This is a genomic window from Halospina sp. K52047b (assembly GCF_008709855.1).
In the GTDB taxonomy this organism is placed as follows: domain Bacteria; phylum Pseudomonadota; class Gammaproteobacteria; order Pseudomonadales; family Oleiphilaceae; genus Halospina; species Halospina utahensis_B.
Genome location: NZ_VYJH01000013.1, coordinates 58,507 through 83,594, shown reverse-complemented (window position 1 = coordinate 83,594; position 25,088 = coordinate 58,507). Strand labels below are relative to the sequence as shown.

Below are 25,088 nucleotides of genomic sequence, written 5' to 3'. Positions count from 1 at the left end.
TTAGGGAGACGTTTTTAGAGTTTTCCATGGAGTGGGAGTCGCAATAGTAAATAACATAAGACTGAGCGGCATAATAATAAGGCTGTAAAAGAACGCTGCGGGAACCATGAAAAGGGCAGCCGAAAAAGCAAGCGACCGAGAAAAGGTCAAGGTTTCCGCAGAGTTTTTTTTGCTAAATAAACCGACTGAAATTAAGATTATAACTAAACTTACCAACAGGATACCTCCTGCGCGGGCCAAAAGTAACCATTCATTATCCGCACTGTGTTTCAGGAAGTCTGAATGCTTCAAAAGCCCGATACCAAATAAAGGGCTTTCCTGCCACAGCTGAAAGTTCTCCTTCCAATTTTCGATCCTTGTGTAAAAACCGCCATAGTGTTTGGGCGTAAAACGCCAGGTTACTTGGTTAAATATCGTATCATTATAGAAGGATAGTGCCAATGCGGTTAATATAACTCCTAGAACGCCTCCCGCAACTAATATGCTTCCTCTTTTTAGAACTATTCCGGTGTTTTTTCGCTTCGATCCGCCTAAAATATTGTTCCCGATTAGTAGCGCTAAGCCGCCAAATGTCGCGAAAACTCCCGAACGCGAAAGAGTTAGACCTGAGGCCGCGAGAAAAATCAGCCCCGTTAGCCCCCAGAGGCTTCGATTTTTTTCTTTTTTAAGGCTCACCCAAATTGATCCCAAAGAAAGTATGCCTAGTAGAAAACTGAGCTCGTTGGGATTACCAACCATCCCCACAGGGCGCGGCCAAGGATAGTCTCCAACAAGTGTCTCATACTGAGTTGGTGCAACAGCTTCTACATAGGTGCTGTTTAATCCTCCAACGTCGAAGTATTGTTGAGTTACGATAAGAACTAATACTAAACCTGGTACAATTGTTTTGCGTATGAACCAGTCTAAAGCTTTAGAGCAGTTTGGTTCAGCATGGAGCAAAGCTGCTCCCAAAACGACCGCCCCTATATATTTCGCCAGACGGAACCATACGAAGTGATCGAGGAGTGAAGCTGGGTAACCCAGTGCTGCTCCGATAAAGATCCCTGCCTCAATAGATAATGCAATAAGAAGAATGAGCAATATACGAAGGTCTAACACTATGCGAGATTGAACACCAAAAACAATAAGAGGCGCCAAGATCAATAAAATATCATCAATGCGAATATCCGGCAGGCCGGATAGCGTTGGGACGCTTGGCGTCAAAAGCAAAGCCCAGATTACGATGGCAACGTAGGCTTTTATAATCTTTAACTGACCTTTTGCGCTCACTTTTCGTAAAGTCCTAACTTATTTATTTACGTTTTTGTATATTGTCTGGCGATGGGATTTTATCGTGTGTCTAATTTGATCTAGTTTATTGTACGGGTCTTCGCGACAAGGATGTGCTTTACTGCCGCATTTCCCGTGTAAGCAATAGACGTTGCCCAAGCGGCCCCGATGATTCCGTAATTTGGAACTAGAATAATGTTGCCGATAACATTGGCACCAACGACAATGATAGCAGTTATTGTATTCCATTCTGGTTTACCAGCCGCTGCGATACAGTTTGCCTGGACGCGTGCTCCCGCCCCTGCGATTATCCCGGGTAATAGACAAAAGAAAGCGGGAAGGGCGTCTACGTATTCTGAGCCAAAGACGGGCCCGATTGACCAATAGAGGACAAGTGCGGCTACAAGACAGCCGGCACCGGTGATCGTTGAGACAAGGAAAAAACCTTTCCTTGTAAGTGAAAGGCGTGCTTCTGGCTCACCGTGCATGGCCGATAGCCGGGGTAACAAGACCGTGCTTGTGGCTTGCGAAAGCATCCATAGCCGTTCAGCAATCTGTACTGAAATGACGTAAAGACCGGTCGATGCTGGAGTGAGGAAAAAGTTAACGAGGAAAATATCTGCACGGTAGTTAACGAAAGCCAAAATATTAGAGAGATGGGCTTTCCACCCGTAATTGATCGTTTTTCTGCGGTACTCTTTGCCTGAATAAGATTCATTTTGACTATTTACATTTTTTAGATGTCGGACAAGTAGCATCGTGACTATCAGGCAACCTGTGGTTTGACCGATTAGGTAAGCTGTTACAGTCCCAATGGTTCCTGCGTTCAGTGCATAGAGGCTGATCAAAACGCCGAAAAGAGTAATATAAGGTGGCGCCAGTATGGTGGCGTTGAATGCCCTGAAATTCTCTAATCCTTGTAGTATGCTTCTGGAATAGCTCAGTAATAAGGAAGGGGGGAAGGCAGCGAGGCCAATCAAAAGCAAAGGAAGAGGGACATTAGGGAGCAGTTGCTCGCTCCAGAGCCATAAAACGGGCAGTGTGCTTGTAGCCCCAATGACTGCCACTATCAGAGCCATTCGGAAGTTTTCTCGGGCAGCCTGACGGGGAGTGAATTCGCCACGCCCAATGTAATAGACGGTAGCTGGCCCGACGCCAAAATTAAGAAAATTGGTAAGTAGCGTTGGGATAAGGATCGCCATGGCGTAATGGCCATTGCCTTCGGGTCCAAGCTTGCGGGCGATGAGAACGACGAGGAGGAGTTGAGCGGCTGCCGCGAGCAGTTGCCTGCCAAATGTGAGAGTGATATTACGGCGAAGCTGCGAGCCAGAGGTAAACTGACTAAGTCTTGCGGTTACCGAGTTCACGTGTTGGCCTCTGGAACGTTTGAACTCGAAACCAGAAGGTGTTCGTAGTGATGTGTCAACTGACCAGCAACTGCAGTGCCAGAAAAGCGGCTTCTAGCGCGCTCCGCAATGGCGTATGGGTCATATTCTGAGTAGTTGATGGCAATATAGCTCATCGCCTCCGCCATGGGTTGAGGGGCATGTGTTGGAACCAATAGGCCATCCCGTTCAGTTACGATGCACTCTGGGCCCCCGCAGCGGGTCGCGACGACCGGGGTACCTGCCATAAGTGCTTCTGCTGCAACGACCCCAAAAGTCTCGTAGTGACTGGAGACTACCACTACATGAACTTGCTGCAGCAATGATGGAACCTGATCTGGAGCCACCTGTCCAAGAAAATGGACCTGGCTTGATATGCTTAAACGGTCGGCCATCTCCCTTATCTTAGCTTGAATTGGTCCATCGCCGGCGATCCATAGTTCCGCTGTTTTACCGTTTATATTCAGTTTTTTAAATGCCTTAAGAAGATCATTTTGACCTTTATTTTCGGTCATTGAGGCGATATTCAGGAAACGTATTGGTTCGCTAGACGATCCCTTTGGTATTGGATCGTTAAAACGATCAGCAACGACATTTGGAATCCATTCCCAACGACCCTTGCTGGATGGTAACTGTTGATGCAGAACGTCTCGAAGGGATGGGCTGACCGCTATACACGATTGCGCACCTTGTGTCGCCTTGTCTGCAACTTTTAACTTCCATGGGCGAAAGAGGTTTCGCGCAAATCCTGAGCTGTGCTCGGTAATGACGACAGGGATTCTATTTTCGTTACCCCACTCTGAGGCGACGGCCCCAGCAAATAGTGTTGAGTGGGCGTGGATAAGGTCGGGCCAGCCAATTTCCTGAACGTAGTTTGCTAGAAGAATTCTAGCAGCCCGCTTGTACAGCAGGTAATTGCCGTAAGGGATTCTTGGGAGTGCGGCTAGAATCTGAGAGCGGTAGGTGGGTACGCCCTCGTCCATTTCAAAATGCGGTACTTTACTCTTCTTTTTTTTTGGAAACAGCGCTCGAAGTGAGCGCATTTGAGGGGCAACGACGCCAACAGTATGTCCATAATTGGCTAAAGCTTGGGCTTGGTCTCTAAAGAAGACACCTTTGATGTCGTTCGAGTGGTCGGGATACCAGGATGGAAGGATTAGAATGTGCAAAATAGGCTCTTAAATTGGCTCGTACCCGTAACGCCGTAACCATGTTGAAAGCACCGGGCGTAGACGTTTGGCATCATCTTCAGAAATCTCATTACGACCCTTTCCGATGGAGGTTGGGGTTGGAGCTTGAGTGACATTGCTATGGTGAGATCGCTGTTCAACATCTCCCAATTGTGAATCGAGTTGAGCTAAGCATTCTCTCCGTGGAATCCCAAAGTGTGATGCGATGTGATTTACATGCTTTTCTGGGCTAGAGACCAAATCCTCGTAACGTATTTGTAGCTGGCGGTCTTCAGGCAGCTTTTTTCGGAAAGCCTCCCAACTTTTATGACTTCTTACCCATCGGGTGGCAGCGTCTTCAAGATGCTCATAGATCCCGGCGTTTACGTAGGATTTCGCTACATCTACCCCATCCCGTATCAGATAAATGTAATTTGCATTGGGTATGATTCTGTTTATCCGTCCAATATGCAAAGTATTCAGGGGGGTTTTGTCTCCTAGCCATGTTGAATCGACTTCTGCGCTTTCGGAGAAATGACAGTAAAGTTCTTGAAGTAAGTCGGGAAGGGTGCGTTGTTCAGGGGGCCAAGACTTAGCGTCAGTTGCAAATTCCCGTAATGATGAGATGTTGAATGTTGAAAATTCTGGATAATATTCGAACGAGGAGACAGTTAAGTCAACGAAAGTTGGCCATTTAAGGTTCCTCGCACGAATTCTGTAATCGGCAATCTTGGGGAGGACGTACGTTTCTGGTGGTATGTAAATGCTGAGCTGTTCCATTAAAAGGCGACGCAACAGGGTGTTGCCTGAACGGCCGGAGCCAATGATAAAGAGAAAAGGTTTGCCTGGGTTGCCATCTTTATTAGTGAATGTTGCTAATGGGTTGAAGAAAACGCCGAGCAAAGCGCGAATATCGCTCAATAGCCAGAAGAGCCTTGGTGTGTCCTGTATTTTTTGGAGCGGGCTAGACATTTTGGTCACGCGCAAGATTTAGAAACAGCCATTTCAATGCTGTCAAGGCCTTGCCAGTTTAGGTAAGGGTTCATTGGAAGGCTGATTACCCGCTCAGAGACTCGGTTCCCTACCGGTAAGTTTGCTTGGGAATCGGATACTGCAGGTTGGTGATTGAGCGGTATTGGATAATGCACAGCCGTTGGAATGCCTGCCTTTTTCAGGGTTTTTTGAAGCTCGTCCCTGTTTGCTGCGCGGATGGTGTATTGCGCCCAGGCGCTTTGGTTGTGTGGGGCGATGTACGGCGTAGTGAGTTCTGGTCGTGCGCTAGACGGGATCCTATCGAGAAACTCAGTGTAGTGGTTGGCTACTGTCTGTTTGGCCTGGATCTCATCATCAAGAATCTCGAGTTTGGGCAACAGGATGGCCGCCTGCAGTGTATCCAGGCGACTGTTCACGCCAACCCGGCAATGGTGGTAACGCCTGTGCTGGCCGTGGCGTGCGATCTGCCTGAGGATAGTGGCCAATTCCTCGTCATTCGTGAAAATGGCGCCGCCGTCGCCGTAGCACCCCAGTGGCTTGGCCGGGAAGAAGCTGGTGCAACCGATGGTCGTCAGGTTGCAGGATTTCCTTCCCTTGTAGGTGGCACCGAAGCTCTGGGCCCCGTCTTCGATGACTGGGAGGTTGTGTTTCTCGGCGATGGCGTTGATGGCATCGAAGTCAGCGCACTGGCCGTACAGAGAAACTGGGATAATGGCCTTGGTGCGTTCGGTGATGGCGTCTTCGATCAGGGTCGGGTCCATGTTGTAGGTGTGGGGATCAATGTCCACATAGACCGGTTTGGCGCCGAGTAGTGCTGGGGTTTCGGCGGTGGCGATGTAGCTGAACCCGGGCACGATCACTTCGTCGCCGTGGCCCACCCCCAGCGCCATCTGGGCGATCTGGAGCGCATCGGTGCCGTTTGCAACTGAGATGCAGTATTTCGCACCGGTGTAGTCAGCGAGCTTTTCTTCCAGTTCCGTGACTTCCGGGCCCAGGATGTATTTACCGTGCCGCAGGACGTTTTCGATGCGTTGTTCGATCTGGGGGCGGATCCGGGCCTGTTGGGCGGCCAGGTCTATGAAGGGAATTGGGTTGTCTGGGCTGGGGTCGGCAGAATCGCGAGCGGGGCTCGCTCCTACAGTTTCGGCTGGGGTTTGGGCTTTGATTTCGCCAAGGGTGTCGAAGGCTTTGTCCAGCGTTACGAGTATCGGGTTGCGTCCTGGCAGTGATCGGGCGGCTGCAGCGATCTGGGCGTCTTCAAAGTCTCGGGCCTGGTTATAGAGATCACTCTGTTCGAAGCCGTGTGTGCTCAATACGCCAACCCGCTGCAGGAGGTCGTTCATCAGTGCCTGGACATGCTGTTTCGCTCGCTCCGCGGCAATGCCGGCCTGTTTCATGCGGGCGCGGGCGACGTAGTCCAGCGTAGGCAGGCTGCTGGCCGCGATCCAGAGTTGGGCCTCCCCGGACTGGCTTGCAGTGAACAGTTGCGCCATTGCGTCACTGCTTTCTCCTTCCAGCCAGAGATCGACGAGCGTGCTGACGTCGAGTATGTAATGTTCAGCGACCGCCAAGGTGTTTCTCCTCCAGGTGCTGGTGCCAGATTTCCTTCGTCTCTTCGGCGGTGGGCGGGTTGGTCAGCTTCTCACGGTCAGAACCAAGGATGGCGCGGATTTGATCCCTGATGTCACCTGAGCCCGGCTCTGGACGCTGGCCTTGTGGTTCCGACGTTTGGCTTGCCACTTCCTCGTCGGGAATCTCCACTTTCAGCGTAAAACGCTGGTGTTTGAAACGGAGGTGGTCCGGGAGCTTAACCGATCCATTGTCGTAGATGGCATCGACCTGCATGACTTAATCCTCTTTCTGGACTCGCCCATCTCTGAGCGTATAGCGAGCGCCTGTATGGGGGCAGGCGGTTTCAGCGTTGCCATTCAGCGGTAGATCCAGCTGTTCGCCGTATTCGCTCATCCAGCCGATCTGCTTCGCGGGCACGCCCACCATCAGGGCGTAGGCGGGCACGTCTTTGTTGATGACGGCCCCTGCGCCGATGAAGGCGAATTCGCCTACGGTTACGCCGCAGACAATGGTGCAGTTTGCGCCCAGTGATGCCCCCTTCCTGATAATGGTGTCCACGTACTCGTCTTTGCGCTCGATGAGTGAGCGCGGGTTGTAGACGTTGGTGAACACCATGCTGGGCCCGCAGAACACGCCTTCCTCAAGGTGCACGTTGTCGTACACGGAGACGTTGTTCTGCACCTTGCAGTTGTCTCCGATGGTGACCTTGTTGCCAACGAAGACGTTCTGGCCGAAGGAGCAGTTTCGGCCGATTTGAGCTCCGCCGCAGATGTGGACCCAGTGCCAGACGCGGGAGCCTTCACCGATCTGGGCGCCTTCGTCGACTATGGCGGTGTCGTGGACTTTGTAGTTCATAGATTACAGGCCGCTGGGTTGACTGCTGTAGGAGCTTGCTTCGCAAGCGATACCAAAAAATCGCGAGCGAGGCTCGCTCCTACGGTGTGTGAGAGCGTTATTTGTTCAGGAAGGGGTGGTAATCGCCTTCCGGCTTGGTGATTTCGGCGTCGCGGATGTGGGCGACGGTCTCGATGGCGGTGCGGTTTTCTTCCAGGCCGAAGCCGCGGCCAGCGAGGATTTCCTCGTAGCTGCGGGTATGGAGGTCCGCAAACCCGCCGGAGAATTCAATTTCTTCGCCATCCACGGTAATAGAGCGGAAGGTGCGCTGGCCGTCGTTTTTGGCGGCCTCGGGCACGTCTTCGTAGTTCAGTGAGAGGAACCAGCGGACCCGGGCCTTTTCGTATTCAAGGTAACCCGACGCGCAGCGGTCTTCGCGGTGGTGGACGACATTCGCCTGGAGCTTGCCGAACAGGTAATGGAGCATGTCGTAGAAGTGCACGCCGATGTTGGTGGCGATGCCGCCGGACTTGTGCACGTCGCCCTTCCAGGACTGGGTGTACCAGTGGCCGCGCGAGGTGATGTAGGTGAGGTCCACGTCGTGCTTGTGGTCACTCGCTTCGTTCTGGATCTTCTCGCGCAAGGCGATGATGGAAGGGTGCACACGGAGCTGGAGGATGGTGTTCACCTTGCGCCCGGTGTCCCGTTCGATTTCCTGTATGCCGTCGATGTTCCACGGGTTGAGCACGATGGGCTTTTCGCAGATGGCATCGGCACCGGTGCGCAGCGCAAAGCGCATGTGTGAGTCGTGCAGGTAGTTGGGGGAGCAGATGGAGACGTAATCGATCTCGTTGCCCTTATTCAGCCGGTGGAGCTTGTCCAGGTGCCTGTCGAACCGTTCGAACTCGGTGAAGAAGTCGGCATTGGGGAAGTAGCTGTCGATGATGCCGACGGAGTCGTTGGGGTCCAGCGCGGCGGTCAGGTTGTTGCCGGTGTCATGGATGGCTTTCATGTGGCGGGGGGCAACAAAGCCGGCTGCGCCGATCAGGGCGAAGTTTTTCAAGGGTTACTCCTGTGTAGGCCTGTTCTCTGATTCAGTATCTATCTAATGTAGGAGCTTGCTTGGCAAGCGATCTGAAGGATGACGATCGCGAGCAAGGCTCGCTCCTACGGGGGTCCTATTGGGGCTGCCGGGCAACTTCCTGTTTCAGCGCCTCAATCTCCTGCTCAATCTGCTGATGCTCTTCCAGCTTCCGTTGCAGAAAACGCCGTGTCACCCGCGCCTTTTCCGTCACGCCGGCCGGGGTGAGCTGGTAGAAGTAGGCGGTCTTGTTCTGGCTGTTGCGGAAGTTCTCCACCTTCACCCATCCCTTGTCCTTGAGCGCCTTCAGGCAATAGTTGAGCTTACCCAGGCTGTAGCCGAGCTCGGTAGCGAGCTGGCGCTGGGAGAGGTTGGGGTTCTGTTCGAGGGCTCGGAGGAGTTGGTAGCGGTCGGAGTCTGTGAGCATTCGGTATGAGTTGGGCGGCGTTTGGATACGCTACCGCCCCGGGGCGTATCCCCCCGTTGCAGAATTGTTGCAATTCCGTTGCGCGTTCAGTGTTTGAACATTGGATTTTAGCAGGGTGGGTGGGTAGAGCAAACGGGAACGGGGTTACGTTTGTGTAGAAGATGAGTCGCCCAGCTTTTCTAGCTGGCTGATCCACCTGTCGAATCCCGGACATGATCTTCTGATTACTTCGATGCCGATCTCTTCAGCGATAATGGGGCCATGTTCTGTTTTGCGGTATATGCCGCCGAATACTTTTTCCAGTCGCTTTGATGGCGCTGTAGAGGGATGATCATTGATGTGTTCAGGGGTTTCGTAGTCGTTTGCGATTGTTTGCAGGTCGCGTTCGGTTTTTTGTGTCCAACCGTCCAAAACCCACTCAAAGTGCCGCACGTCGCTGAACAGTAAGGCTTCGAACTCGTACTGTTGAACGTAGGGAATGATTCGAGCGGAAACGAGTTCGGGCCGGTGGCGTATTGCTTCGTTACGAATGGCTTCTTCGAGTTCTGGCTGGCTTCGGTTCTGGCGATCAGAAAATCCATAGAGGTCAACCAGGGTGGTAAGGTAGTCCCAATTCGGGAATTCGTTGGCCAGATGCTTGCCGATACGCGGCAAAGTAACATCGCCGCCCCCCTGCTGCCCTGGCTTTGTCTTCAGGAGGGAGGGGCGCGCCCACACGTTCTGTTGTGCGAGCGTGGGAGCGAGACAGTGGCTAACAAAATTGGCCTCTGTTTGTCCTTCGCAAACAATGAGTAATCGTACACCTCGCGTCATCAGTCAGCCCACCGGTTCCTTGAGCCACAGGTCTGAGGGCTGGTAGTCATCTTCCAGCCATGTCTGGTATTCCGCTTTATCCATCGGAGTGAGTTCTGTGGCACCTTCCTTGAGTCGGGCCACAAGGATGTTTTCCACGTCAAATGCATCAACCATCAAAGGCGATTGGGTGGCGATGAAGACCTGCCGCTGACTGGCAACGCTTTTGATCATTTCGGCGGTGAGGGCAATGGCGTGTGGGTGCAAGCCGAGTTCTGGTTCGTCGATCATAAGGACATCGGGCAACATCTCATCGGGAAGGTTGAGCAGGGTAAACAGGCAGAACAAGCGCAGTGAGCCATCCGAGGTCAGGTGAGGGCCGAAGCTCTTGTCGCTGTTGCTGGCACGCCAGCGCAGCAATACTTTCCCTCCCGTCCCTTCCAACTGGAAGTCATCGAATACAGGGAGCACTCGCTGAATCTGACGCTTGATCAGACTGTAACGGCGTGGGTGCTCCTGAGACAGGTACAGTAAGATAGGTGCCAGGTTGCCGCCGTCAGAGCGCAGCCTCATCGCGTCGCTTTCGTCCCAGCGCATGTTCAGGCTGGCTTTAGCCGAGGTGTCGTGGAACTGATAGGAGGTGCAGTTCCTGAGCAGGTACAGTATGGTGCGTGCTGTGCGCTGTGATGACTGATTCTTATCGGCGGCAGCCGCAGGGAGGCTGGATTCCTGGGCAGGCATGGGGAGTTCCACCCATTTGCCGTGCCCGTTCCGATCATGTCGTGAGAATCTGAACGCTTCCTGGGAAAAGGCCAGTGTGTCAGGGGCTACATGCGTGAGCGCCATGCGGTACTCATTCACCCCTTGTTCAGTTTCCAACTGGATTTCGGCCTCCATGCGTGGCGTTCTTCGAGCGCCAAAGAAAAGCTGGTCGTCCCCCCCGCCCTTATCCAGTACGAACTGCTGAAGGTTTTTAGCCTTTAGCGAGTAGCTCAGCATTTCAAAGAAACGCATGAGGTTGGACTTGCCGGAGCCATTGGCCCCGATTAGCACAGTCAGCTGCCCCAGATGCAGGTTTTCAATATTTTCAATGCTGCGAAAGCCTCGAATCGTTACTTTGCTGATATGGCCTTGCAAGCTGGAATCGAGTGTCATCGCACTGATCTCTTCGGTGGTCATGCAGTGTTTGGAGAGAGTAGCGTTGTTAGCCTCGGTTTTGCCAGGGTAGAACTTAACACCTGTAAATTATCGCTTTCGCCAACCCGGCTGACAGTTTATCAGAGAAGTGAAAAAGTGGGGCTGGTGTTCATCTCTTAATCAAATCCCGGCAACCATCGGGCGGGGCAGGCTCCCATGCAGTGATGCAGATCCGGATGCTGGGAAACTTTCCATACCAGGGCTTTGACCGTGGCAGGGTAGTTACCCTGGAGTTCGACCCAGTGAATCTCGCTCATGATCTCCCGCAGTGGAGGCTGACGCGTGTGTGGTCCGACTTGCTCCGAGAAGCCCACCGCAATCAATGACGGATCGTCCGTCGGGTTCATTACCACGGTGGGTGCCATCTCCAGGGTGTTTCCGTCTTCGTCCCCAATCACAACCTCTGGTTGCCAGACCTGGTGGTTATCCTTGTGGCGCAGTGAAAACGCGACCTCAGGTGGCGCATTCACGAACTCATCAACACTCTGGGTGGTCTCTTCATAGCTGGAACCGTCAACCACGAGATAGAGGGTCTGTAATCCTTCATCGGAGACCTGCAAGGGAGTCTTGAACTGGATCCGTTGATCTTCACTGGAAACTTCCCAGGGGCCAGAGATCTTGTCGTCCTCGGGGAAGCTGCACGCACTGAGCAGAAGCGATACAGTCAGAATTCCAAACCACCTCATTTGCCAGCTCCTCTCCAGTCCAGAGTGCCCATCAGAACAAGCTCCCGGCTTTTCAGGAGTTGGTTGGGCCCAAGAAGACGGGATGGTTTATCCAGTAACGGAATGCCCGCTACCTGGAAGGCTCGGAAAATCAGTTCACTGCAATAGAAACTCTGGTTATGCCCTTCCTCCGAGAGCTGGGCACTGAGTTCATCAAATCCGAGGCTTAGGAGCCGGATACCGAATAACCTGGCCTGATGGACTTTGCTTCCCGGTTGAATGCCAGCCCGGAGGGCACCGGAATAATCATAGGCGTGGTTCACCTTGAGGGAGGTCCATCTTCTGACATGGTCCAGCTGAGCTTCGGTGGCAGTGCGGTGACGAAAAACCACGGCAAACTTTGCGCTGTGCAGTTTCCTTCTCAGCTTCTGCCTGGTAACCCCTTGCCACGGAGCCGCGTCGACTGCGAACCCATTCCCCATATAAAGAATTACGTGACTGAAGACCCCGTTCGTGGCCCAGCGGATCCCCTGTGAAGACTTCGCTCGGGTACTGGTGGCGAGGAGATCGCCCGGCATCAACGCGGGGATACTCATTTCAAGATCGTGGCGTAGTTGATGCGTTGGAGTGCTTGGGGCGGTGCTGGGCATGATCGACGACTTCCTTGTGTGGTGTTCCCTTGCAGCCCTTTATGGACTGTGAATAACACAAGCCTAGCTGGAACCTCGTTCTTCGTTCAATAACTCGATGGGATTCATCCAGTTGAGCGGGTCAGCGCAATCGAATGCTCCGGGGCTGAACCGTAGGAGTGAGCTCTGCTCGCGAAATCGTGGCGGCAAGTCAATCCAGCCGGATCGTAAGGCGTGCCCCAAGAACCCGCAGCACACGGTGAACGGTATCCAGAGTGGCGTTGCCACTGTCGCGCTCGAGCCCGGAAAGGGTCGTTACCGAAATGCCGGCAAGCTGAGCCATCCGCTTTTGGGTAATGCCGGCCCAGTTCTGGCGCATTCGTTTGATGGCGTGGCCCAGGCTGATGGTGCCTTCCGCCAGCTGGTGTTCCAGCTCCTCGCGCTGGGCAAGGCGGGTCTCGGGGTCAACGGGGCTAACTCTGGGCATCGTGGGCTCCTGCAAGCTCGTCAATCACGGTTTCCAGCAACTCGGGCCTTACGGCTGGATGGTCCAGCATGGCGCTGGGCGCGCCCTGTTCGGCGAGACGACTCCGGAAGTTTTCGGCACTGCGCAGTGTTTCGATCATGTGCCCAGCTGCAACGCTGGCATCCAAGGCGAGCGCCTGGACGATGGTGGCGTAGGCACCCCGGGTCCCCGTCCGCCATTCGCTCTCCCAGGTTGAGGTACGGGACAGACCCTCCGGGTCCAGGACCATCGGTGCCAGGTCGAAGGCCGGCGCCATTCGGAAGCGGCCTGCGTCCTTGAGGATGGCGGTGTTGCGGCCATGGTTGTCGCGGTTGCCGATGGCCTCGTTAATGACATCGTTCACCAGGTAATCCACCAGCATGTCGTCATCCCTGAAACGCGCCATCAGGGTCTCTGCCACACGATTGTGGGAAAGAGCCGCGCCATCACCGCGCATACCCATAAGGCTGTAGATGGACTCGACGCCCAGCCTCTGTACCCTGCCTTCGTCGATTTTGCAGCGATCAAAGCGCAGGAGCCAGAGGGCGGGGCCGCGCTCGCCCTCAGTCAGGTGGGCCTGCTGGATGGATCGGACCCTGGTTTGTGCCAGCGCCCGGTAGACGGCGGCCTCTCCCCGTAGAACATCCTGGTCACGGCTGCTGCGATTGCCTCTTGCAAACTTGATGATCCAGTGGCGTACGGCCTGTGTATCGCTGCACGTGCCTTCCATGTAGAACAGCCCGTCTTCGGCTTCGGTCATCATCAGCTTTGGGGCATCACCACCGACACCGGAGGCACTGCCAATAGAGAGGTGGAGGTAGCGGGCGTGCTCAATCAGCTCATCCGCACGATTGTTGATTTCCGTGGCGGTGAAGCCGCGTGCATCACTGTCTTCAAGCCTTTGCTGGAATGACTCCGCCGCCTCCCGGATGCGCAGGTTGCCGATGGGAGCGATGCATCCGGCCCTGAGCAGGGGGATGTCCGCGGACTGCTCCACGTTCGAGGGGTACCCAAGAACGCGTGCCAGATGCCGCCGGCCCGCCCCCTGGGGAATGATGTCGCGCAGGAAGGCGGCAACCTCTGCCCCGAGGTAATCGCCCATGAACGAGGCGGGAAGGTTGAACGAGAGGGCGCGTTCATCAAGCAGCTCCAGGTGTTCGCCTTCTGGAAGGGGGCGCAGGTCCAGTGCCTGATTGACGTAGTCAGCACGGTAGGAAAGCCTGATGCGGTTGCTGATCAGGCCCTGCTCAGGTTCGCTGAAAACCACGTCGGCAGCTGTATGCCATTGGTCACCCCAGAAAATCTGCAGTGTGAGCGATTGGTGCTCAGCCATTGATGCCCCATTATTCAAGTAAACTGGTTATAAGGTATCAGTGACCCGTCTTTTTTGCCAGTAAACTTGAAAAATAGGGGGCAACGTAGACTGTAGGAGTGAGCCTGCTCGCGATTTTTGGGGATCGCTTGCGAGGCAAGCTCCTGCGGGACGTTTTCAATTGAGCCGGTTTGTGAGAAGGTTTCTGGGAAACTTCTCAAAAAAGCCCTTTTCTGAGAAGGTGATTCCTTACCTGCTCACTGAACGGAGGTTCTGTGGCTACTCAGGCTGTTTATGCATTTCCCCCGAAGGGCTCGTTAGAAACTCCGGAGGTCCTCAGGGCTCTGGCTCGCGCGCATCGCTATCTGGGGGAACTCAAGGGGACGGCGAAGACGATTCCCAATGAAAACCTGTTGGTTTCTACGCTCTCGCTCCAGGAGGCTCAGAGCAGTTCTGAGATTGAGAACATCATTACCACCCAGGACGCGCTCTATCGGCACCAGATCCAGCCGGAGTCAGCGGACCCTGTGAGCAAAGAGGTGGCGTGGTATGCACAGGGACTGGATAGGGGCTTTCAGGCGGTTCGCCAGAGTGGCCTGCTGACGCTGAACACCATCAAGGACGTGCAGGCGGTTCTGGAAGGTAATGACGCGGGGTTCCGGCGGACACCGGGAACCGTTCTAAGGAATGAGCAGACCGGGGCTGTGGTGTTTGAGCCACCTTCCCCGGAGCGGATTCCGGATCTGATGGGCACGCTTGAGCAGTACATGCATGCAGAGGATGCGGCTGAGGACCCGTTGGTCCGGATGGCCGTAATTCACCATCAGTTCGAGACTATCCACCCGTTTTACGACGGTAATGGCCGTACCGGGCGTATCGTGAACATCCTGTTCCTGGTGAAGGAGGGGTTGCTGGATTCGCCGATTCTGTACCTGAGCCGGTACATCAGCCAGACCAAGGCCCGATACCACCGGGAACTGCAGCACGTGCGGGACACCGGGGAATGGGAGAGCTGGCTGATCTACATGCTGGAGGGTGTTGCGGCTACCGCTCGCCATACCAATGAACTGGTCCAACGCATTGGCGAGTTACTGCAGAGCTACAAGCATCAGATCCGCTCTGAGTACCGTTTTTACAGCCAGGATCTGATCAACAACATTTTCCGCCATCCCTACACGAAGGTCGCCTTTCTGGAGGAAGACCTGAATGTCTCCCGGGCTACGGCTACCCGATACCTCGATCGTCTGGCCGAGGGCGGCATTCTTGAAAAGCATCGCCTCGGGCGGGAGAACTACTACATCAACCATGCGCTGGTACGGTTACTCTTTGATCTGCCGGAGATGGTGGTTTAAGAAGCCTGTAGGAGCGAGCCTTGCTCGCGATTCTTTGGGCTATCGCTTGCGAGGCAGCGGCCGCGCCGGGAGCGAGGCCAGTTATCCGATCAAGTCCTCAAGCGTGATAGCACTGCCGGGGTGGCTGGAGGTTAGCTTCGTGTCATTGGAGACAAGGCACTTTTCATGCATCAGTGCCGTAGAGGAAATGATGCTGTCTGGCAGTTTCAGAGAGGTTTCTCTCCGAATCTCGATCGCGCGCTGTTTGATCGGGTCATCCAATGGAAAGATAGTCATCTGATGGAGGTAATCCGCGAGAATCGACGCTTCTGTACTGGAGAGGCCGGAGTAAGACAGAAGCTCCATTTCAGTGATGACGGAAATCGAGTAGCGGCCCTCTGTAAGCGTAAGCTCCCGGTTGATGGCATAGATAATGATGTTGGTGTCGAGCAGGTATTCACCATTCATCCCGCAATTCCCTTTGTACCGCTACGCCGTCCTGGTCCTTGAAGGCGTTGATCTTCCCGTTTTTGAAGCTGATAGGGGCTGGAATCTCCGGTTCTTCTTCCATCAAGACAACGATTCTCGCATGGCCGTTTTTCAGACGCTCATACTGGTCTGGGATTTTGACGGTGCCGTTCTTGATTTCGGTTTCAAACTCGATGGCATACATTGGAGGTGGCCTGTTCAGTTTCTGCCCTTCAATTATTGATTGGGTTAGGGGTTAGTAGCAAGGAGCTGGTCACAACCACCGGGGAGAGCTTGCGGTAGCGCTTGCGGGGCAAGCTCCTACGGTACAGCGATTCTGTCTCCTCTGTAAGAGCGAGCTTGCTCGCGATGGTTTTTGGTATCGCTTGCAAGCAAGCTTCTACAACGCTATGACGCCTGCAGCGTTGTAGGTTCAGAGCGAGGAGGCGATCTGCTGCTCGATAGTCTCTGGCAGCGGCATGTGGATGAAAAACGCCTCCGGGTACAGGTAGTCCTCGCCAGACTCGTCCACCACCCGGAGCATTGCCTGCTTTTCGGCACTGGCATCCGGCAGCACCTCATAGAGCTTGCGCGGCTCCAGCGAGGCTTCGTAGCCGGTGTTCTTCAGGCACATGACGAAATGGTGGCTCATTGTGTCAGTCCAGTATTCGCTTGATCTTGAATTCTTTCCGGCCAATGCCGTGGGCTTCGTACCAGTGGATTTCAGCAGGTACTCTGGCACCGGATTCCAGTTCGATTATTGCATGGCCCTTGCGCTTTCTCCAATTGGCGGCGCCGTATGCTTTGTTGAGCCGCTTGAGTTCGCGTATGCCCTGGCCACGCGCAAAGGTTTCAACGTTCTGGAGCGAACTGACGATGCGGAAATCCATGGCGCCGTCCCTGGCGTTGCCCTGTTGGGATCTGGTCTTTCGAGGCCGAAAAAAGTATCAGAAAAGGTGATGTAGGAGCGAGCTCTGCTCGCGATTTTTGGGGGATCGCTTGCGAGGCAAGCTCCTGCAGAGGGTGGAGGCTGCGTTGCTTGTACCAAAACCAGGGCATATAATTCCACATATATGTAAAGGAGGGATGGTTATGGGCCAGGTGACGATCTATCTGGATGACGAGACTGAACAAAAAATGATTGAAAATGCCAGGGTCATGAAGCTTTCAAAAAGCAAATGGATTGCCGGTGTGATCCAGGAGAAGCTGGTGGATCAGTGGCCCGATACGGTGCGGGAGCTTCCTGGAAGCTGGGGTGACTTCCCCTCACTGGAAGAGCTGCGTGCTGGAGAGAATACCGATTCAGAGCGGGAAGCGCTTTAAATGTGGGTGCTCGATACCAATACGCTGATCTACTTTTTTAAGGGTGAGGGCCGGGTTGCGGAGCGGATGCTGGCGCGGGCGCCCCAGGATATTGGTATTCCCGCTATTGTTCTCTATGAACTGCAGGTGGGTATCGCCAAATCGGCATCGCCGGAAAAGCGTTCGGAGCAGCTCGCGGAACTGACCTCAGTGGTGCAGGTCCTGCCTTTTCACCAACGCGAGGCAAAGGCAGCTGCAGAGATCCGCGCCACCCTGGAGAGCAAGGGCCAGCCTATCGGCCCCTGTGACACCCTGATAGCCGGTACGGCGCTGGCTCATGGCTCCATTCTGGTCAGCCGCAATATCCGTGAATTTGAACGGGTCGACCAATTGCGTTTGGAGGATTGGTTTTGAGGCAGGATTGAATCTGCTATCGCCCATGTAGGAGCGAGCCTGAACCCCGACATCCAGGTCGCTACAGCGGATGGGCAAACCGCTCGGGCAGGGCGCTGAGGGGGATGCGTTCCTGTTCCAGGCGGGGTTGCTCGCCATAGTCGCCGTTGAGCAGGGCGTGGTAGAGGGCCTGTTCCGCCGCGGTGAGGTTGGGAAGTCGGTGGTGGGTAGGTTTGGGCTCTGTGCCCATGAGCGACGGGTAAGTACTGAGGGTGGCGGCGTCCATCAGGAGTGAGCGGGTGTGCGGCAGGACGCTGCGCAGCTGGTTGAGAATGGCGAAGCCGTGGGTGTCGATGTCGCCCCAGTAGTAGACGGGGTTGTCCTGGAGCCAGCCGGCCCCGCCAAGGAGTCTGTCCACGCCGTAGCCCTGGCCGAAGATGACGATGGCGTCCGGCACTGGTGGGAAGGCAAGGGCGGTGATGTCGTTTTCCACGATGAGAACGGTCTCGAAGGCCGTATTCAGGGTGTTGAATTCATGGACGGGGATCTGGAGGTCACTGAGCCCGTGCAGGGTATGGGCGGCGTCCAGAATGCGGAAACGGACTGTGGCTGGTTTACTGGCAAAGCCGTAGCGGCGCTCGAACTGGCTGGCACCGGTGGCGTTGGGGTCGATGGCGGCTTCAGGCAGCACGCGGTCGAATAGTTGCGTGAGCAGTTTGCGGTGGCCTTCGATGAACTTGGTGTCGACGCCGGGAATGTCGAGCTGGCGCAGGTAGATGCCTGGGCGCGGGTTGTCTCTCAGCCAGTGCATAACCGCACGCAGGCGTGGCCAGTTGTCGTGGTGTTCAAGTACGGCCAGCGGATTCGCCAGTGCCCAGTCATGGAGTTCGGGAAACGCCTCGGTAAGGGCCTTAAAACAGGCGCTGAAGCGCTCGGCCTGGCGCCGGTGGCGGATAAAGCCCAGTGCCTGTTCGGGCGTTTCGAACACGACCGCGCTGGGAATCTTGTTACGCCCGAGCTGGCGGTGGTTGCGGCTTTCCCACTCCAGCGAGAAATCCCCGCAGCGGGCTTGCTGTTGCCATTGGCGGGCCCATTCCCGGGCTTCCGGAAACTGGTCCAGAAGCTGTCGTGGGCCAGGCTTTTTCAGTGGCAGGCGCAGGGGGAAGTGCGCTTGCGGTTGCTGCCAGGCGCGCAGCAGTTCCCCCTTGTGCCAGCGCTTGCGCAGGGTGGCGGCGACATCTTCCGGGGTGCTCCAGGGGCCGGAGGTGCTCATGCAGGGTGCTCGCGCTTGTGCTTCTCCGCCCGGTACTCCTCAATGGTGAGGTTGCGCAGCAGCGACTCACGCCCTTCCGGGTTGTACACAAAGCCGACCTGGGCCACGTAGGGCTCGATGATGTGGATCTTCTGCAGCGGGGTGATGATCAGAAGCTGCAGGTTCAGCCGCTGGAACAGCTCCAGGCCGAAGCGGGCGGATTCGTCCGAGCCGCGCCCGAAGGCCTCGTCGATCATCACGAAGCGGAAGCTGCGTGAGTGGACGGCGCCCCACTCCAGCCCGAACTGGTAGGCCAGACTTGCGGCCAGCACCGTGTAGGCCAGTTTCTCTTTCTGGCCGCCGGATTTGCCGCCGGAGTCGGTGTAGTGCTCGTACTCGGTGTCGTCCTCGCGGTAGCGCTCGGAGGCGGCGAAGTTGAACCACTGGCGCACGTCGGTGACCTTGCGCGTCCAGCGTTGGTCCAGTTCGGTGGTGCCCTCACGGCCGCGGAAGCGCTCGATGATGGCCTTCACATGCAGGAACTTGCTCTCGGCGTACTGTTCGTCCTCGGTGCCGGTGACGCTGCCCTCGGTGCAGGCCTTGAGACTCTGCTGGAATTCGCGGATGTCCGGGTCGGGGTTAGTTTCGGCCTCCAGACGGATGTAACGCCCGGGGTTGTACTCGATATCCGCCAGTGAGCGGTTGATCTGTTCGATGCGTTCGCGGATCAGTGCCTGCTCCTGATAGAGCTTGCCCTGGAAGCCAACGATCTCCTGGATGGTGTTTTCGTTGAGCAGGGTCTTGAACTTGTGCTCGAAGCGCGGGAGATCGTCCTCTTTGAGGCTGGTGAGCAGGGCGCGGTACTCGCCCGCAGCGTCGATGCTGGCATCCATTTCCTGGGTGTCCAGTGGCCAGCGGCTGGCGAACTCATTCATCGCCCGAAGAATTTTCTCTTCCAGGTTTCGGATTCGCTTGGCTTCGTTGTCGAGCTTGCGCTGCAGCCACTCGCGCATCTCCTGCTCGCGGTTGGCGCAGGACTCGACGGTGAGCTGGTGCTCGCCCAGGGCCTGTTCGCGTAGACCATCCAGCTCCTCGAACCAGGGCTGATCCTGACTCTGTTGCTCGAGCAGTGTGTTCAACTCCTCGAGTTCGTTCCGGGCGTTCTGCTGTTTCTCCCGGGTGACGGCAAGCTGGCCGGAGAGCCGTTCCTTTTCCCGTTCGCTTTCCTCGATGCGTTTTTCCAGGGCATCGAGTTGCTCGTTCAGTGTCTGCAGCTGGTCGCTGGCCTTTTCAAGCTCGGTCTTTTCCCGCTCCAGCTCGGCAATGGCCCGCGCCGGCGTGTGCCAGTCGATCTCGCTGTAGTCCTGGATGGCCTGAAGTTTGACCAGGGTATCGCGCTGGTCGTTCAATTCCTCCTTCTGACGTTGGATCTCCGCCAGTTCGGCCCCCAGTTGCTGGATATCGCGTTCAAGGTCCGCCTGCTGGTTTTCCAGGGTGGCGATCTTGTCCTGGTTGCTCCAGCCGAGCATGAAGCGGCTGCGGTCGTTGAGCCGGTGACGGTCGTCCTTCTCGTGGCGCTGCTCGTTGGTCTTGATCTGGCCGGCGCGGGTAATGGCGCGCGGCTCGCGGCGGAGCTGGGCTAGATCGTCGCAGCAGGCGTAGTCGAAGCGTTTGGCCAGTTCCTGCTCAAGCCAGGGATGGAACTCGGAGTCGGGCTTGATGTCGAGCTTGGCCACCAGTGATTGGGCGTGGAGCTGTGGCGGGGCGGTCACGCGGGGGTGACTGACGCGGAAATACACCAGCCGGCCCTTGAGGTGGGTCTGCTCGACCCATTCGGCAACGGCGCTGTAGTGCGCCTCCGGCACCAGCAGCGAGAGCGCGAAATTGTGCAGCACGCGTTCGGCGGCGCCTTCCCAGTCGCTTTCATCCTCGCGTACGCGGATCAGTTCGCCGGCAAAGGGCAGCGCGTCCTCGTTCAGTGACAGGTCCTGGCACAGGCGCTCGCGGATGCGGATCTGGGCACTGGCGATGTTGGAGCGGCGTTGGCGCAGGGAGTCGAGCTCCTCGCTCAGGCTCTGGTGCTCGCTGCGCCTCTGGCGGAGGGTGACCTCGGCTTCGGTGTTGCGGTTGGTCAGCGTCTGGTCGCGCTCCTGCAGCTCGCTGCGCTGGGCCTCAAGCTGCGTGAGGTTGTCGCCGAAGGTCTCCAGATCCGGGTGCTGGGTCAGGCCCAGCTGGCCGGCCAGGGTGGCGTAGTGTTCGGCTTTGCTCTGGCGCTGGTTGCGTTCGTCCTGGCGCCGGGCGATGTCGGTTTTGAGCTGTTCGATACGGTCACCGCCGTGCTCGCCGATGGCCTGGCGCAGCCGGTCGCGTTCGCCGCGCTGCTCGGTGAGCGTGGTCTGTTGCTGTTCGAGCCGGCGTTGCTGGCGCTGGTGCTCTTCGGCGAGATTGTCCAGGCGTTTGTGCAGCAGTTGGCTCTTGTGGTGGGCGAAGTAGCTTTTCAGGGCGTCGCGGCACTGTTCCCAGTGCTGGTGCTGTTGCTGCAGGCTTTGATGCTCGTCGCAGTCGCCGACCAGCGGCTCCAGCACCTCCATCTGGGCGCGGGCTTTGAGCACGGCCTCGTGAGCGCGGTTAAGGTCATCGAAGTGCTCGATCAGATCGTCGATGCGTGGGCCCACGTTGAAGGCCTCGAGCATGTGCTCGCGCACAAAGCCGGTGAGATTGCCCACGGATTTCATCGACACCGTCTGGTGGAACAGCTCCAGGGCCTGGTCGTTGTCGATGCCGAACAGGCGGCGGAAGGCGGCCTCGTATTTGGCGAAGCTGTCGTGGATCTGGATATGGGGGGTGTCACGCAGGCGCTTGCGCAGGGTGTTGATGTTGGCGTTGAAGTTGGCGAAGTCCGTTTCGATGGCCAGATCCTGCTCGGCCACGATGTGGATGCGCTCGGGCTGACCCTGCTGGTCCTTGTGCCAGAACAGCTGGGCGAGGGTGACGGTCTGGTCAAATCCGGCGTTGTAGAAGCTGGCCAGGATCACCGAATAGCTGTTGTGATTACGCAGGGCTACGGGCCTGGCATTGGGGCCGGTGTCGCTGCGTTCGGATTTGTAGTAGCCAAGCACGTAGGAGCGCAGTGAGCGCTCCTTGCTTTCGGCGCCGGCGGCCTTGTTGTAGGCCGCACGCTGGGGGCGGACAAGCAGTGTGGTCATGGCATCCACCAGGGTGGACTTGCCGGAGCCGATGTCGCCGGTCAGCAGTGCGTTGCGACCGTCCAGGTTCAGGCGCCAGACGTGGTGGTTGAAGGTGCCCCAGTTGAGCACTTCCAGGCGCTGCAGGCGGAAACCGGCGAGCTGGTCATCACTGGCAAAATCGAGAAGCTGTTCCTGCATTGCCATCACTCGGCCCCGTCGTTGGTATGGGTGGCATCGCTGTCATCGGCGCTGATGTGCTCGCGGTAGGCCTGGAGTTTCTGGTCGAATTCGTTGAGCCACTGGGCATCCACATAGGCCTTGATGATGCGCCGGACCTCGATCTTGTCCTTCTGGCCCTTGAGCCGGCGGATAAAGCCGAGTTTTTCGACGTTATTGAGGTGGGTGTCGATGCGGTCGACCAGTTTCGCCTCATTGGAGGTCTCCGGCAGAAAGGTGCGCATCATGTTGACGATGTCCTCCCGGTCCAGGATCAGGCGCGGGTCGCCGCCCTCGGTGTCGGACTCGGCGAGCTTGCGCCGCAGCAGCGCGATCAACAGGCTGACGGGGTAGGACAGGGGCCGCCTTGGCATCAGTTGGGGGATGTCGGCGTCGCTATCCTCAGAGGTGTCCGAGGTCAGCCAGGCATAGCCCTCACTCTCATCCACCCGCAGCGCCAGCCCCATCACGGCCACGTAGTCGCGGATGCGCGGCTGCAGGTTCAGAAGCTGCTGCCACAGCCGCGGGTCGTCCTGCTCGAAGATCACGCCCTTGAGCAGCTTCACCACAATGGGCGACAGCGCGTTGGCGTCTCCGGATTCGGTGTTGGTGCGCTCTTCCAAGATCAGCTCCGGGCTCGGGTGAACAGGACCAGCGGGGCTCGGGCATGGCGCCGGGTGCCTTCATCGTCCTGCCATTCTATGGTCTGGGGTTGTGTTTCATCAAAACTGGCCCGCGGGTCATCCCCGGCCAGTGAGAGGTAGCTCACCAGTTCCGCCAGGCCGACCTGTAATGGGTGGTTGCGTATGACATCCGCCAGCGTGACCTGTGAGCTGTGGCGCAGCTCGCGGGCAATGGCGGACTGCAGTCGGGCCTTGTCGACCACCACCTGATTGAACAGTGCCTGCGGGTCGACATCGGTTTCATCGCCGGTGGCTACGCTGGTCTCCAGTACCGGGCGCAGCGGAGGCGAGAACAGCGGCCGTTCCATGGGCAGGTTGATGTCCGCCCTGGGGGATTCCAGTGTCATCCAGGTGCCGTCCAGGCGCTCTCCACGCAGGGCGATGGCGTGGGTTTCCGCGGATTGGATGAGCTGCATGATGCGTTTGTTCTCAAGAAAGGCCTGGTCATCGAGAAACCGCCGCAGCTGCGCCGAAAGCCGGGCCACGGTGCGCTGGGTCTGCTCGCCGGCCTCAAGCCAGTCGTAGTGGACGCGCTTGATGCGCGGGTCCGGGGCCATCTGCTGGACGGCCTCCAGCGACAGAACCTGTTCCAGGCCCTCTGTGAGTTGCTGCTGGCGGGTCGGCGACATCAGGAAATCCCAGAAGGCACGGAAGGTGCGGCCCTGGTCGGAGTCGGCGATGGCGTCGCGCTCGCCGAAGATCTCGTCGAGCAGTTCGCCCTTGCGCCCTTCCCAGGTGGTGATCTGTTCCCGGGCCTGGCGGTCGAGCTGGCGGAAATTCTGTTCCACTTCGCGGAAGTCGGACAGCAGCTCGCGGGCAGTGGTGCTCAGTTGCTGAAAGCGCTCGCGCACGGCCGTTTCTTCCATGATCTCGATATCGCCGCTTTTCACCCGTGCGATCTCGTCCTCGATTTCGGCCTTACGTCGCTGCAGATCGTTCAGCCGTGTCTGTTTGTCCGTCTCCACCCCTTCGAGCATCTGCTGGAGCAGATCGAACACCGTTTTCAGGCGCGACTCGGTGCCCACGAACTGGCGCTCGGTGAGGCTGTTGAGCCACTGGATGGCCTTTTCGGCAGCCGGCGTGAGATCAAAGTGCGCTTCGTCCGAGTTGGCTGGATAGAACTTGCGCAGCCAGCCCTTGTCGTTATCCGCCCAGTCGTTGAGGTAGTGCGCGGCCGTTTGCGGGAAGGCGTCCTCGCCCTCGGTCTCGCGCAGGTTGAACAGCCGGTCCTCCAGGCGGGCCTGCAGGTGGGATTCGCTCAGGCTGCGCTCGTTGGGCTGGATGAACACCTCATCGAGAAAGCTGATGGTCAGGGGCGCATGGTTCGCCTGCAGTAGTTTCCAGGCCGGGTGGTGGCGGCGCAGCTGGGCGGCGGTTTGGTAATCCAAGGGGTGTCCTGAGGGTGCATTATTGAGCCTTTCATTCTATGACACCTTACGGGAGGGTCAATTCCAGCAACTCACTCCTGATCCATCTCCTGCAGCGGACAACGCGTTCAGGCGTCGTCCAGCAGCTGCCGGTAGCGGTTGAGCACTGCCTCATCCCCTGCGGGGTACTCCGGTGCCAGGGTCTGCAGTGTATCCGCCAGAAGGCCGGCGATGATCGTGCGGGCTTCGGGTTTTTTGTCGGCCGGGATGATGTACCACGGCGCCTCCGGTATGTGAGTGGCGCCAATGGCTTCTTCCGCGTAGCCCAGCAGTTCGTCCCGGCGCTGCCAGCCCTCGATGTCCGAGGGGTCGAACTTCCAGCGTTTGTGGGGTTTATCAAGGCGCTTGCGCAGGCGTTTTTCGTGCTCCTGCTCGGAAGTGTGAAGCCAGAACTTGAGTATGCAGGTGCCTTCCCGCGCCAGGTGCTGTTCGAACTGGCGCAGTGAGGTGTAGCGCCCCTCCAGCTCCCCGGGCCCGGCGTGCCAGACCGGCCAGGCCCTTTCGGCAATGACGGCCTCATGGTGGCTGCGGTTGAACGCCGAGACCTCCCCGAACGCTGGAAGGAAAGGCGTGACGCGCCAGAGAAAGTCGTGCCGTGTTTCGCTGCCTGTGGGCCGCGAGAAAGACCAGGCATGGAACCCGGCCGGGTCCATGTAGGTGGCCAGCGTTCGGATCAGGCTGTCCTTGCCGCTGGCGTCCGGGCCGTGGACCACCAGCAGCAGGGCCTTTTCCCGGTTCGCCCAGAGGCGGCGCTGGTATTCGCCGATGGTTTTCAGGCTGGTCTCCAGATCCGGGAGGGCCTCGGGGTGCTCGGCGCGGCTGGGGTAGTGGCTGAGCTGGGGGCGGTTGGCGTCAAATGACCAGTCCATGGGGCCTCGATCCGGTGGCGGTTTGGTCTGCCCAGCGTAGCCCATTTGCCGGGCAGATCTGTAGTAGCGAGCCTGCTCGCGATTTTTGGGGTATCGCTTGCGAGGCAAGCTCCTATGCAACCACGATTC

Annotated in this window: 27 protein-coding genes; 3 read left to right on the top strand and 24 right to left on the bottom strand. The window is 57.1% G+C overall.

Annotation, left to right across the window (positions count from 1 at the left end; translation table 11 throughout):
• The 15 genes from F3089_RS14120 to F3089_RS14050 form a co-directional block, all read right to left on the bottom strand.
• Nucleotides 1-1,269, bottom strand: coding sequence for an O-antigen ligase family protein (locus F3089_RS14120; RefSeq protein ID WP_151441423.1), 1,269 nt, complete (start codon nt 1,267-1,269; stop codon nt 1-3).
• A gap of 80 nt (nt 1,270-1,349) precedes the next feature.
• Nucleotides 1,350-2,636: a flippase gene (locus tag F3089_RS14115; RefSeq protein WP_151441422.1), complete on the bottom strand. Its 1,287-nt coding sequence runs from the start codon at nt 2,634-2,636 to the stop codon at nt 1,350-1,352.
• Complete coding sequence (locus F3089_RS14110) at nt 2,633-3,823, bottom strand: glycosyltransferase (RefSeq protein WP_151441421.1); 1,191 nt, start codon at nt 3,821-3,823, stop codon at nt 2,633-2,635. Before F3089_RS14110 ends, F3089_RS14115 begins: the two co-directional genes overlap by 4 nt.
• 9 nt (nt 3,824-3,832) lie before the next feature.
• On the bottom strand, nt 3,833-4,804 hold the full coding sequence (locus F3089_RS14105; protein ID WP_225741774.1) for a sulfotransferase family protein: 972 nt from the start codon (nt 4,802-4,804) through the stop codon (nt 3,833-3,835).
• Complete coding sequence (locus F3089_RS14100) at nt 4,801-6,387, bottom strand: aminotransferase class I/II-fold pyridoxal phosphate-dependent enzyme (RefSeq protein ID WP_286202765.1); 1,587 nt, start codon at nt 6,385-6,387, stop codon at nt 4,801-4,803. Before F3089_RS14100 ends, F3089_RS14105 begins: the two co-directional genes overlap by 4 nt.
• The gene (locus F3089_RS14095; protein WP_151441419.1) at nt 6,374-6,661 is read right to left on the bottom strand and encodes a hypothetical protein; all 288 of its coding nucleotides are present in this window, start codon (nt 6,659-6,661) and stop codon (nt 6,374-6,376) included. Before F3089_RS14095 ends, F3089_RS14100 begins: the two co-directional genes overlap by 14 nt.
• Before the next feature lie 3 nt (nt 6,662-6,664).
• Nucleotides 6,665-7,243, bottom strand: a complete 579-nt coding sequence (locus tag F3089_RS14090; RefSeq protein ID WP_151441418.1) for an acyltransferase — start codon at nt 7,241-7,243, stop codon at nt 6,665-6,667.
• Between the two features lie 97 nt (nt 7,244-7,340).
• A complete protein-coding gene (locus F3089_RS14085; RefSeq protein WP_151441417.1) occupies nt 7,341-8,285 on the bottom strand; it encodes a Gfo/Idh/MocA family protein in 945 nt (314 codons plus the stop codon).
• A 115-nt stretch (nt 8,286-8,400) separates the two neighbouring features.
• A complete protein-coding gene (locus tag F3089_RS14080) occupies nt 8,401-8,730 on the bottom strand; it encodes a MarR family EPS-associated transcriptional regulator (RefSeq protein WP_151441416.1) in 330 nt (109 codons plus the stop codon).
• Between the two features lie 144 nt (nt 8,731-8,874).
• Entirely contained in the window at nt 8,875-9,543 is a 669-nt protein-coding gene (locus tag F3089_RS14075) for a DUF4276 family protein (protein ID WP_151441415.1), read from the bottom strand.
• Between the two features lie 3 nt (nt 9,544-9,546).
• Nucleotides 9,547-10,701, bottom strand: a complete 1,155-nt coding sequence (locus F3089_RS14070) for an AAA family ATPase (RefSeq protein ID WP_225741772.1) — start codon at nt 10,699-10,701, stop codon at nt 9,547-9,549.
• Between the two features lie 134 nt (nt 10,702-10,835).
• Nucleotides 10,836-11,405: a hypothetical protein gene (locus F3089_RS14065; protein ID WP_151441414.1), complete on the bottom strand. Its 570-nt coding sequence runs from the start codon at nt 11,403-11,405 to the stop codon at nt 10,836-10,838.
• Complete coding sequence (locus tag F3089_RS14060; RefSeq protein ID WP_151441413.1) at nt 11,402-12,034, bottom strand: C40 family peptidase; 633 nt, start codon at nt 12,032-12,034, stop codon at nt 11,402-11,404. The genes F3089_RS14065 and F3089_RS14060 overlap by 4 nt, the downstream gene beginning before the upstream one ends.
• 190 nt (nt 12,035-12,224) lie before the next feature.
• The gene (locus tag F3089_RS14055) at nt 12,225-12,500 is read right to left on the bottom strand and encodes a helix-turn-helix domain-containing protein (protein ID WP_151441412.1); all 276 of its coding nucleotides are present in this window, start codon (nt 12,498-12,500) and stop codon (nt 12,225-12,227) included.
• Nucleotides 12,487-13,851 carry a type II toxin-antitoxin system HipA family toxin gene (locus F3089_RS14050; protein WP_151441411.1) on the bottom strand — a complete coding sequence of 455 codons (1,365 nt, stop codon included), beginning with the start codon at nt 13,849-13,851 and terminating at the stop codon, nt 12,487-12,489. The genes F3089_RS14055 and F3089_RS14050 overlap by 14 nt, the downstream gene beginning before the upstream one ends.
• 254 nt (nt 13,852-14,105) lie before the next feature.
• Here F3089_RS14050 and F3089_RS14045 point away from each other — a divergent pair, with 254 nt between their 5' ends.
• Nucleotides 14,106-15,182, top strand: coding sequence for a Fic family protein (locus F3089_RS14045; protein ID WP_151441410.1), 1,077 nt, complete (start codon nt 14,106-14,108; stop codon nt 15,180-15,182).
• A gap of 81 nt (nt 15,183-15,263) precedes the next feature.
• On the opposite strand, the gene F3089_RS14040 is transcribed toward F3089_RS14045, so the two are convergent.
• From F3089_RS14040 to F3089_RS14025, 4 genes are all read right to left on the bottom strand, one after another.
• A complete protein-coding gene (locus F3089_RS14040; RefSeq protein WP_151441409.1) occupies nt 15,264-15,629 on the bottom strand; it encodes a type II toxin-antitoxin system VapC family toxin in 366 nt (121 codons plus the stop codon).
• Nucleotides 15,619-15,834: a hypothetical protein gene (locus F3089_RS14035; protein ID WP_151441408.1), complete on the bottom strand. Its 216-nt coding sequence runs from the start codon at nt 15,832-15,834 to the stop codon at nt 15,619-15,621. Before F3089_RS14035 ends, F3089_RS14040 begins: the two co-directional genes overlap by 11 nt.
• A 228-nt stretch (nt 15,835-16,062) precedes the next feature.
• On the bottom strand, nt 16,063-16,281 hold the full coding sequence (locus F3089_RS14030) for a hypothetical protein (RefSeq protein ID WP_151441407.1): 219 nt from the start codon (nt 16,279-16,281) through the stop codon (nt 16,063-16,065).
• 4 nt (nt 16,282-16,285) lie between these two features.
• Nucleotides 16,286-16,519, bottom strand: coding sequence for a hypothetical protein (locus tag F3089_RS14025; RefSeq protein WP_151441406.1), 234 nt, complete (start codon nt 16,517-16,519; stop codon nt 16,286-16,288).
• 202 nt (nt 16,520-16,721) lie between these two features.
• On the opposite strand from F3089_RS14025, the gene F3089_RS14020 reads away from it, so the two are divergent.
• Together F3089_RS14020 and F3089_RS14015 are read left to right on the top strand one after the other, a co-directional pair.
• On the top strand, nt 16,722-16,952 hold the full coding sequence (locus tag F3089_RS14020) for a CopG family transcriptional regulator (RefSeq protein ID WP_151441405.1): 231 nt from the start codon (nt 16,722-16,724) through the stop codon (nt 16,950-16,952).
• Entirely contained in the window at nt 16,953-17,345 is a 393-nt protein-coding gene (locus F3089_RS14015; protein ID WP_151441404.1) for a type II toxin-antitoxin system VapC family toxin, read from the top strand. It begins immediately after the preceding gene.
• 61 nt (nt 17,346-17,406) lie between these two features.
• Here the strand turns inward: F3089_RS14015 and F3089_RS14010 are convergent, their stop codons facing one another.
• The 5 genes from F3089_RS14010 to F3089_RS13990 form a co-directional block, all read right to left on the bottom strand.
• Complete coding sequence (locus F3089_RS14010; RefSeq protein ID WP_151441403.1) at nt 17,407-18,597, bottom strand: DUF3322 domain-containing protein; 1,191 nt, start codon at nt 18,595-18,597, stop codon at nt 17,407-17,409.
• Complete coding sequence (locus tag F3089_RS14005) at nt 18,594-21,968, bottom strand: ATP-binding protein (RefSeq protein WP_353623152.1); 3,375 nt, start codon at nt 21,966-21,968, stop codon at nt 18,594-18,596. Before F3089_RS14005 ends, F3089_RS14010 begins: the two co-directional genes overlap by 4 nt.
• Nucleotides 21,968-22,603: a DUF4194 domain-containing protein gene (locus tag F3089_RS14000; RefSeq protein WP_225741771.1), complete on the bottom strand. Its 636-nt coding sequence runs from the start codon at nt 22,601-22,603 to the stop codon at nt 21,968-21,970. The genes F3089_RS14005 and F3089_RS14000 overlap by 1 nt, the downstream gene beginning before the upstream one ends.
• Nucleotides 22,604-22,605: 2 nt before the next feature.
• A complete protein-coding gene (locus tag F3089_RS13995; protein WP_151441401.1) occupies nt 22,606-24,051 on the bottom strand; it encodes a DUF3375 domain-containing protein in 1,446 nt (481 codons plus the stop codon).
• A gap of 107 nt (nt 24,052-24,158) precedes the next feature.
• Complete coding sequence (locus F3089_RS13990; protein WP_151441400.1) at nt 24,159-24,959, bottom strand: polyphosphate kinase 2 family protein; 801 nt, start codon at nt 24,957-24,959, stop codon at nt 24,159-24,161.
• Nucleotides 24,960-25,088: the final 129 nt, after the last annotated feature.

Coding starts and splice junctions, on each gene's coding strand:
- F3089_RS14055 (WP_151441412.1), bottom strand. CDS start 12,500: ATGCCCAGAGTTAGCCCCGTTGACCCCGAGACCCGCCTTGCCCAGCGC.
- F3089_RS13990 (WP_151441400.1), bottom strand. CDS start 24,959: ATGGACTGGTCATTTGACGCCAACCGCCCCCAGCTCAGCCACTACCCC.
- F3089_RS14005 (WP_353623152.1), bottom strand. CDS start 21,968: ATGGCAATGCAGGAACAGCTTCTCGATTTTGCCAGTGATGACCAGCTC.
- F3089_RS14070 (WP_225741772.1), bottom strand. CDS start 10,701: ATGACCACCGAAGAGATCAGTGCGATGACACTCGATTCCAGCTTGCAA.
- F3089_RS14020 (WP_151441405.1), top strand. CDS start 16,722: ATGGGCCAGGTGACGATCTATCTGGATGACGAGACTGAACAAAAAATG.
- F3089_RS14035 (WP_151441408.1), bottom strand. CDS start 15,834: ATGTATGCCATCGAGTTTGAAACCGAAATCAAGAACGGCACCGTCAAA.
- F3089_RS14050 (WP_151441411.1), bottom strand. CDS start 13,851: ATGGCTGAGCACCAATCGCTCACACTGCAGATTTTCTGGGGTGACCAA.
- F3089_RS14030 (WP_151441407.1), bottom strand. CDS start 16,281: ATGAGCCACCATTTCGTCATGTGCCTGAAGAACACCGGCTACGAAGCC.
- F3089_RS14015 (WP_151441404.1), top strand. CDS start 16,953: ATGTGGGTGCTCGATACCAATACGCTGATCTACTTTTTTAAGGGTGAG.
- F3089_RS14095 (WP_151441419.1), bottom strand. CDS start 6,661: ATGCAGGTCGATGCCATCTACGACAATGGATCGGTTAAGCTCCCGGAC.
- F3089_RS14065 (WP_151441414.1), bottom strand. CDS start 11,405: ATGAGGTGGTTTGGAATTCTGACTGTATCGCTTCTGCTCAGTGCGTGC.
- F3089_RS14060 (WP_151441413.1), bottom strand. CDS start 12,034: ATGCCCAGCACCGCCCCAAGCACTCCAACGCATCAACTACGCCACGAT.
- F3089_RS14025 (WP_151441406.1), bottom strand. CDS start 16,519: ATGGATTTCCGCATCGTCAGTTCGCTCCAGAACGTTGAAACCTTTGCG.
- F3089_RS14040 (WP_151441409.1), bottom strand. CDS start 15,629: ATGAATGGTGAATACCTGCTCGACACCAACATCATTATCTATGCCATC.
- F3089_RS14090 (WP_151441418.1), bottom strand. CDS start 7,243: ATGAACTACAAAGTCCACGACACCGCCATAGTCGACGAAGGCGCCCAG.
- F3089_RS14080 (WP_151441416.1), bottom strand. CDS start 8,730: ATGCTCACAGACTCCGACCGCTACCAACTCCTCCGAGCCCTCGAACAG.
- F3089_RS14075 (WP_151441415.1), bottom strand. CDS start 9,543: ATGACGCGAGGTGTACGATTACTCATTGTTTGCGAAGGACAAACAGAG.
- F3089_RS14010 (WP_151441403.1), bottom strand. CDS start 18,597: ATGAGCACCTCCGGCCCCTGGAGCACCCCGGAAGATGTCGCCGCCACC.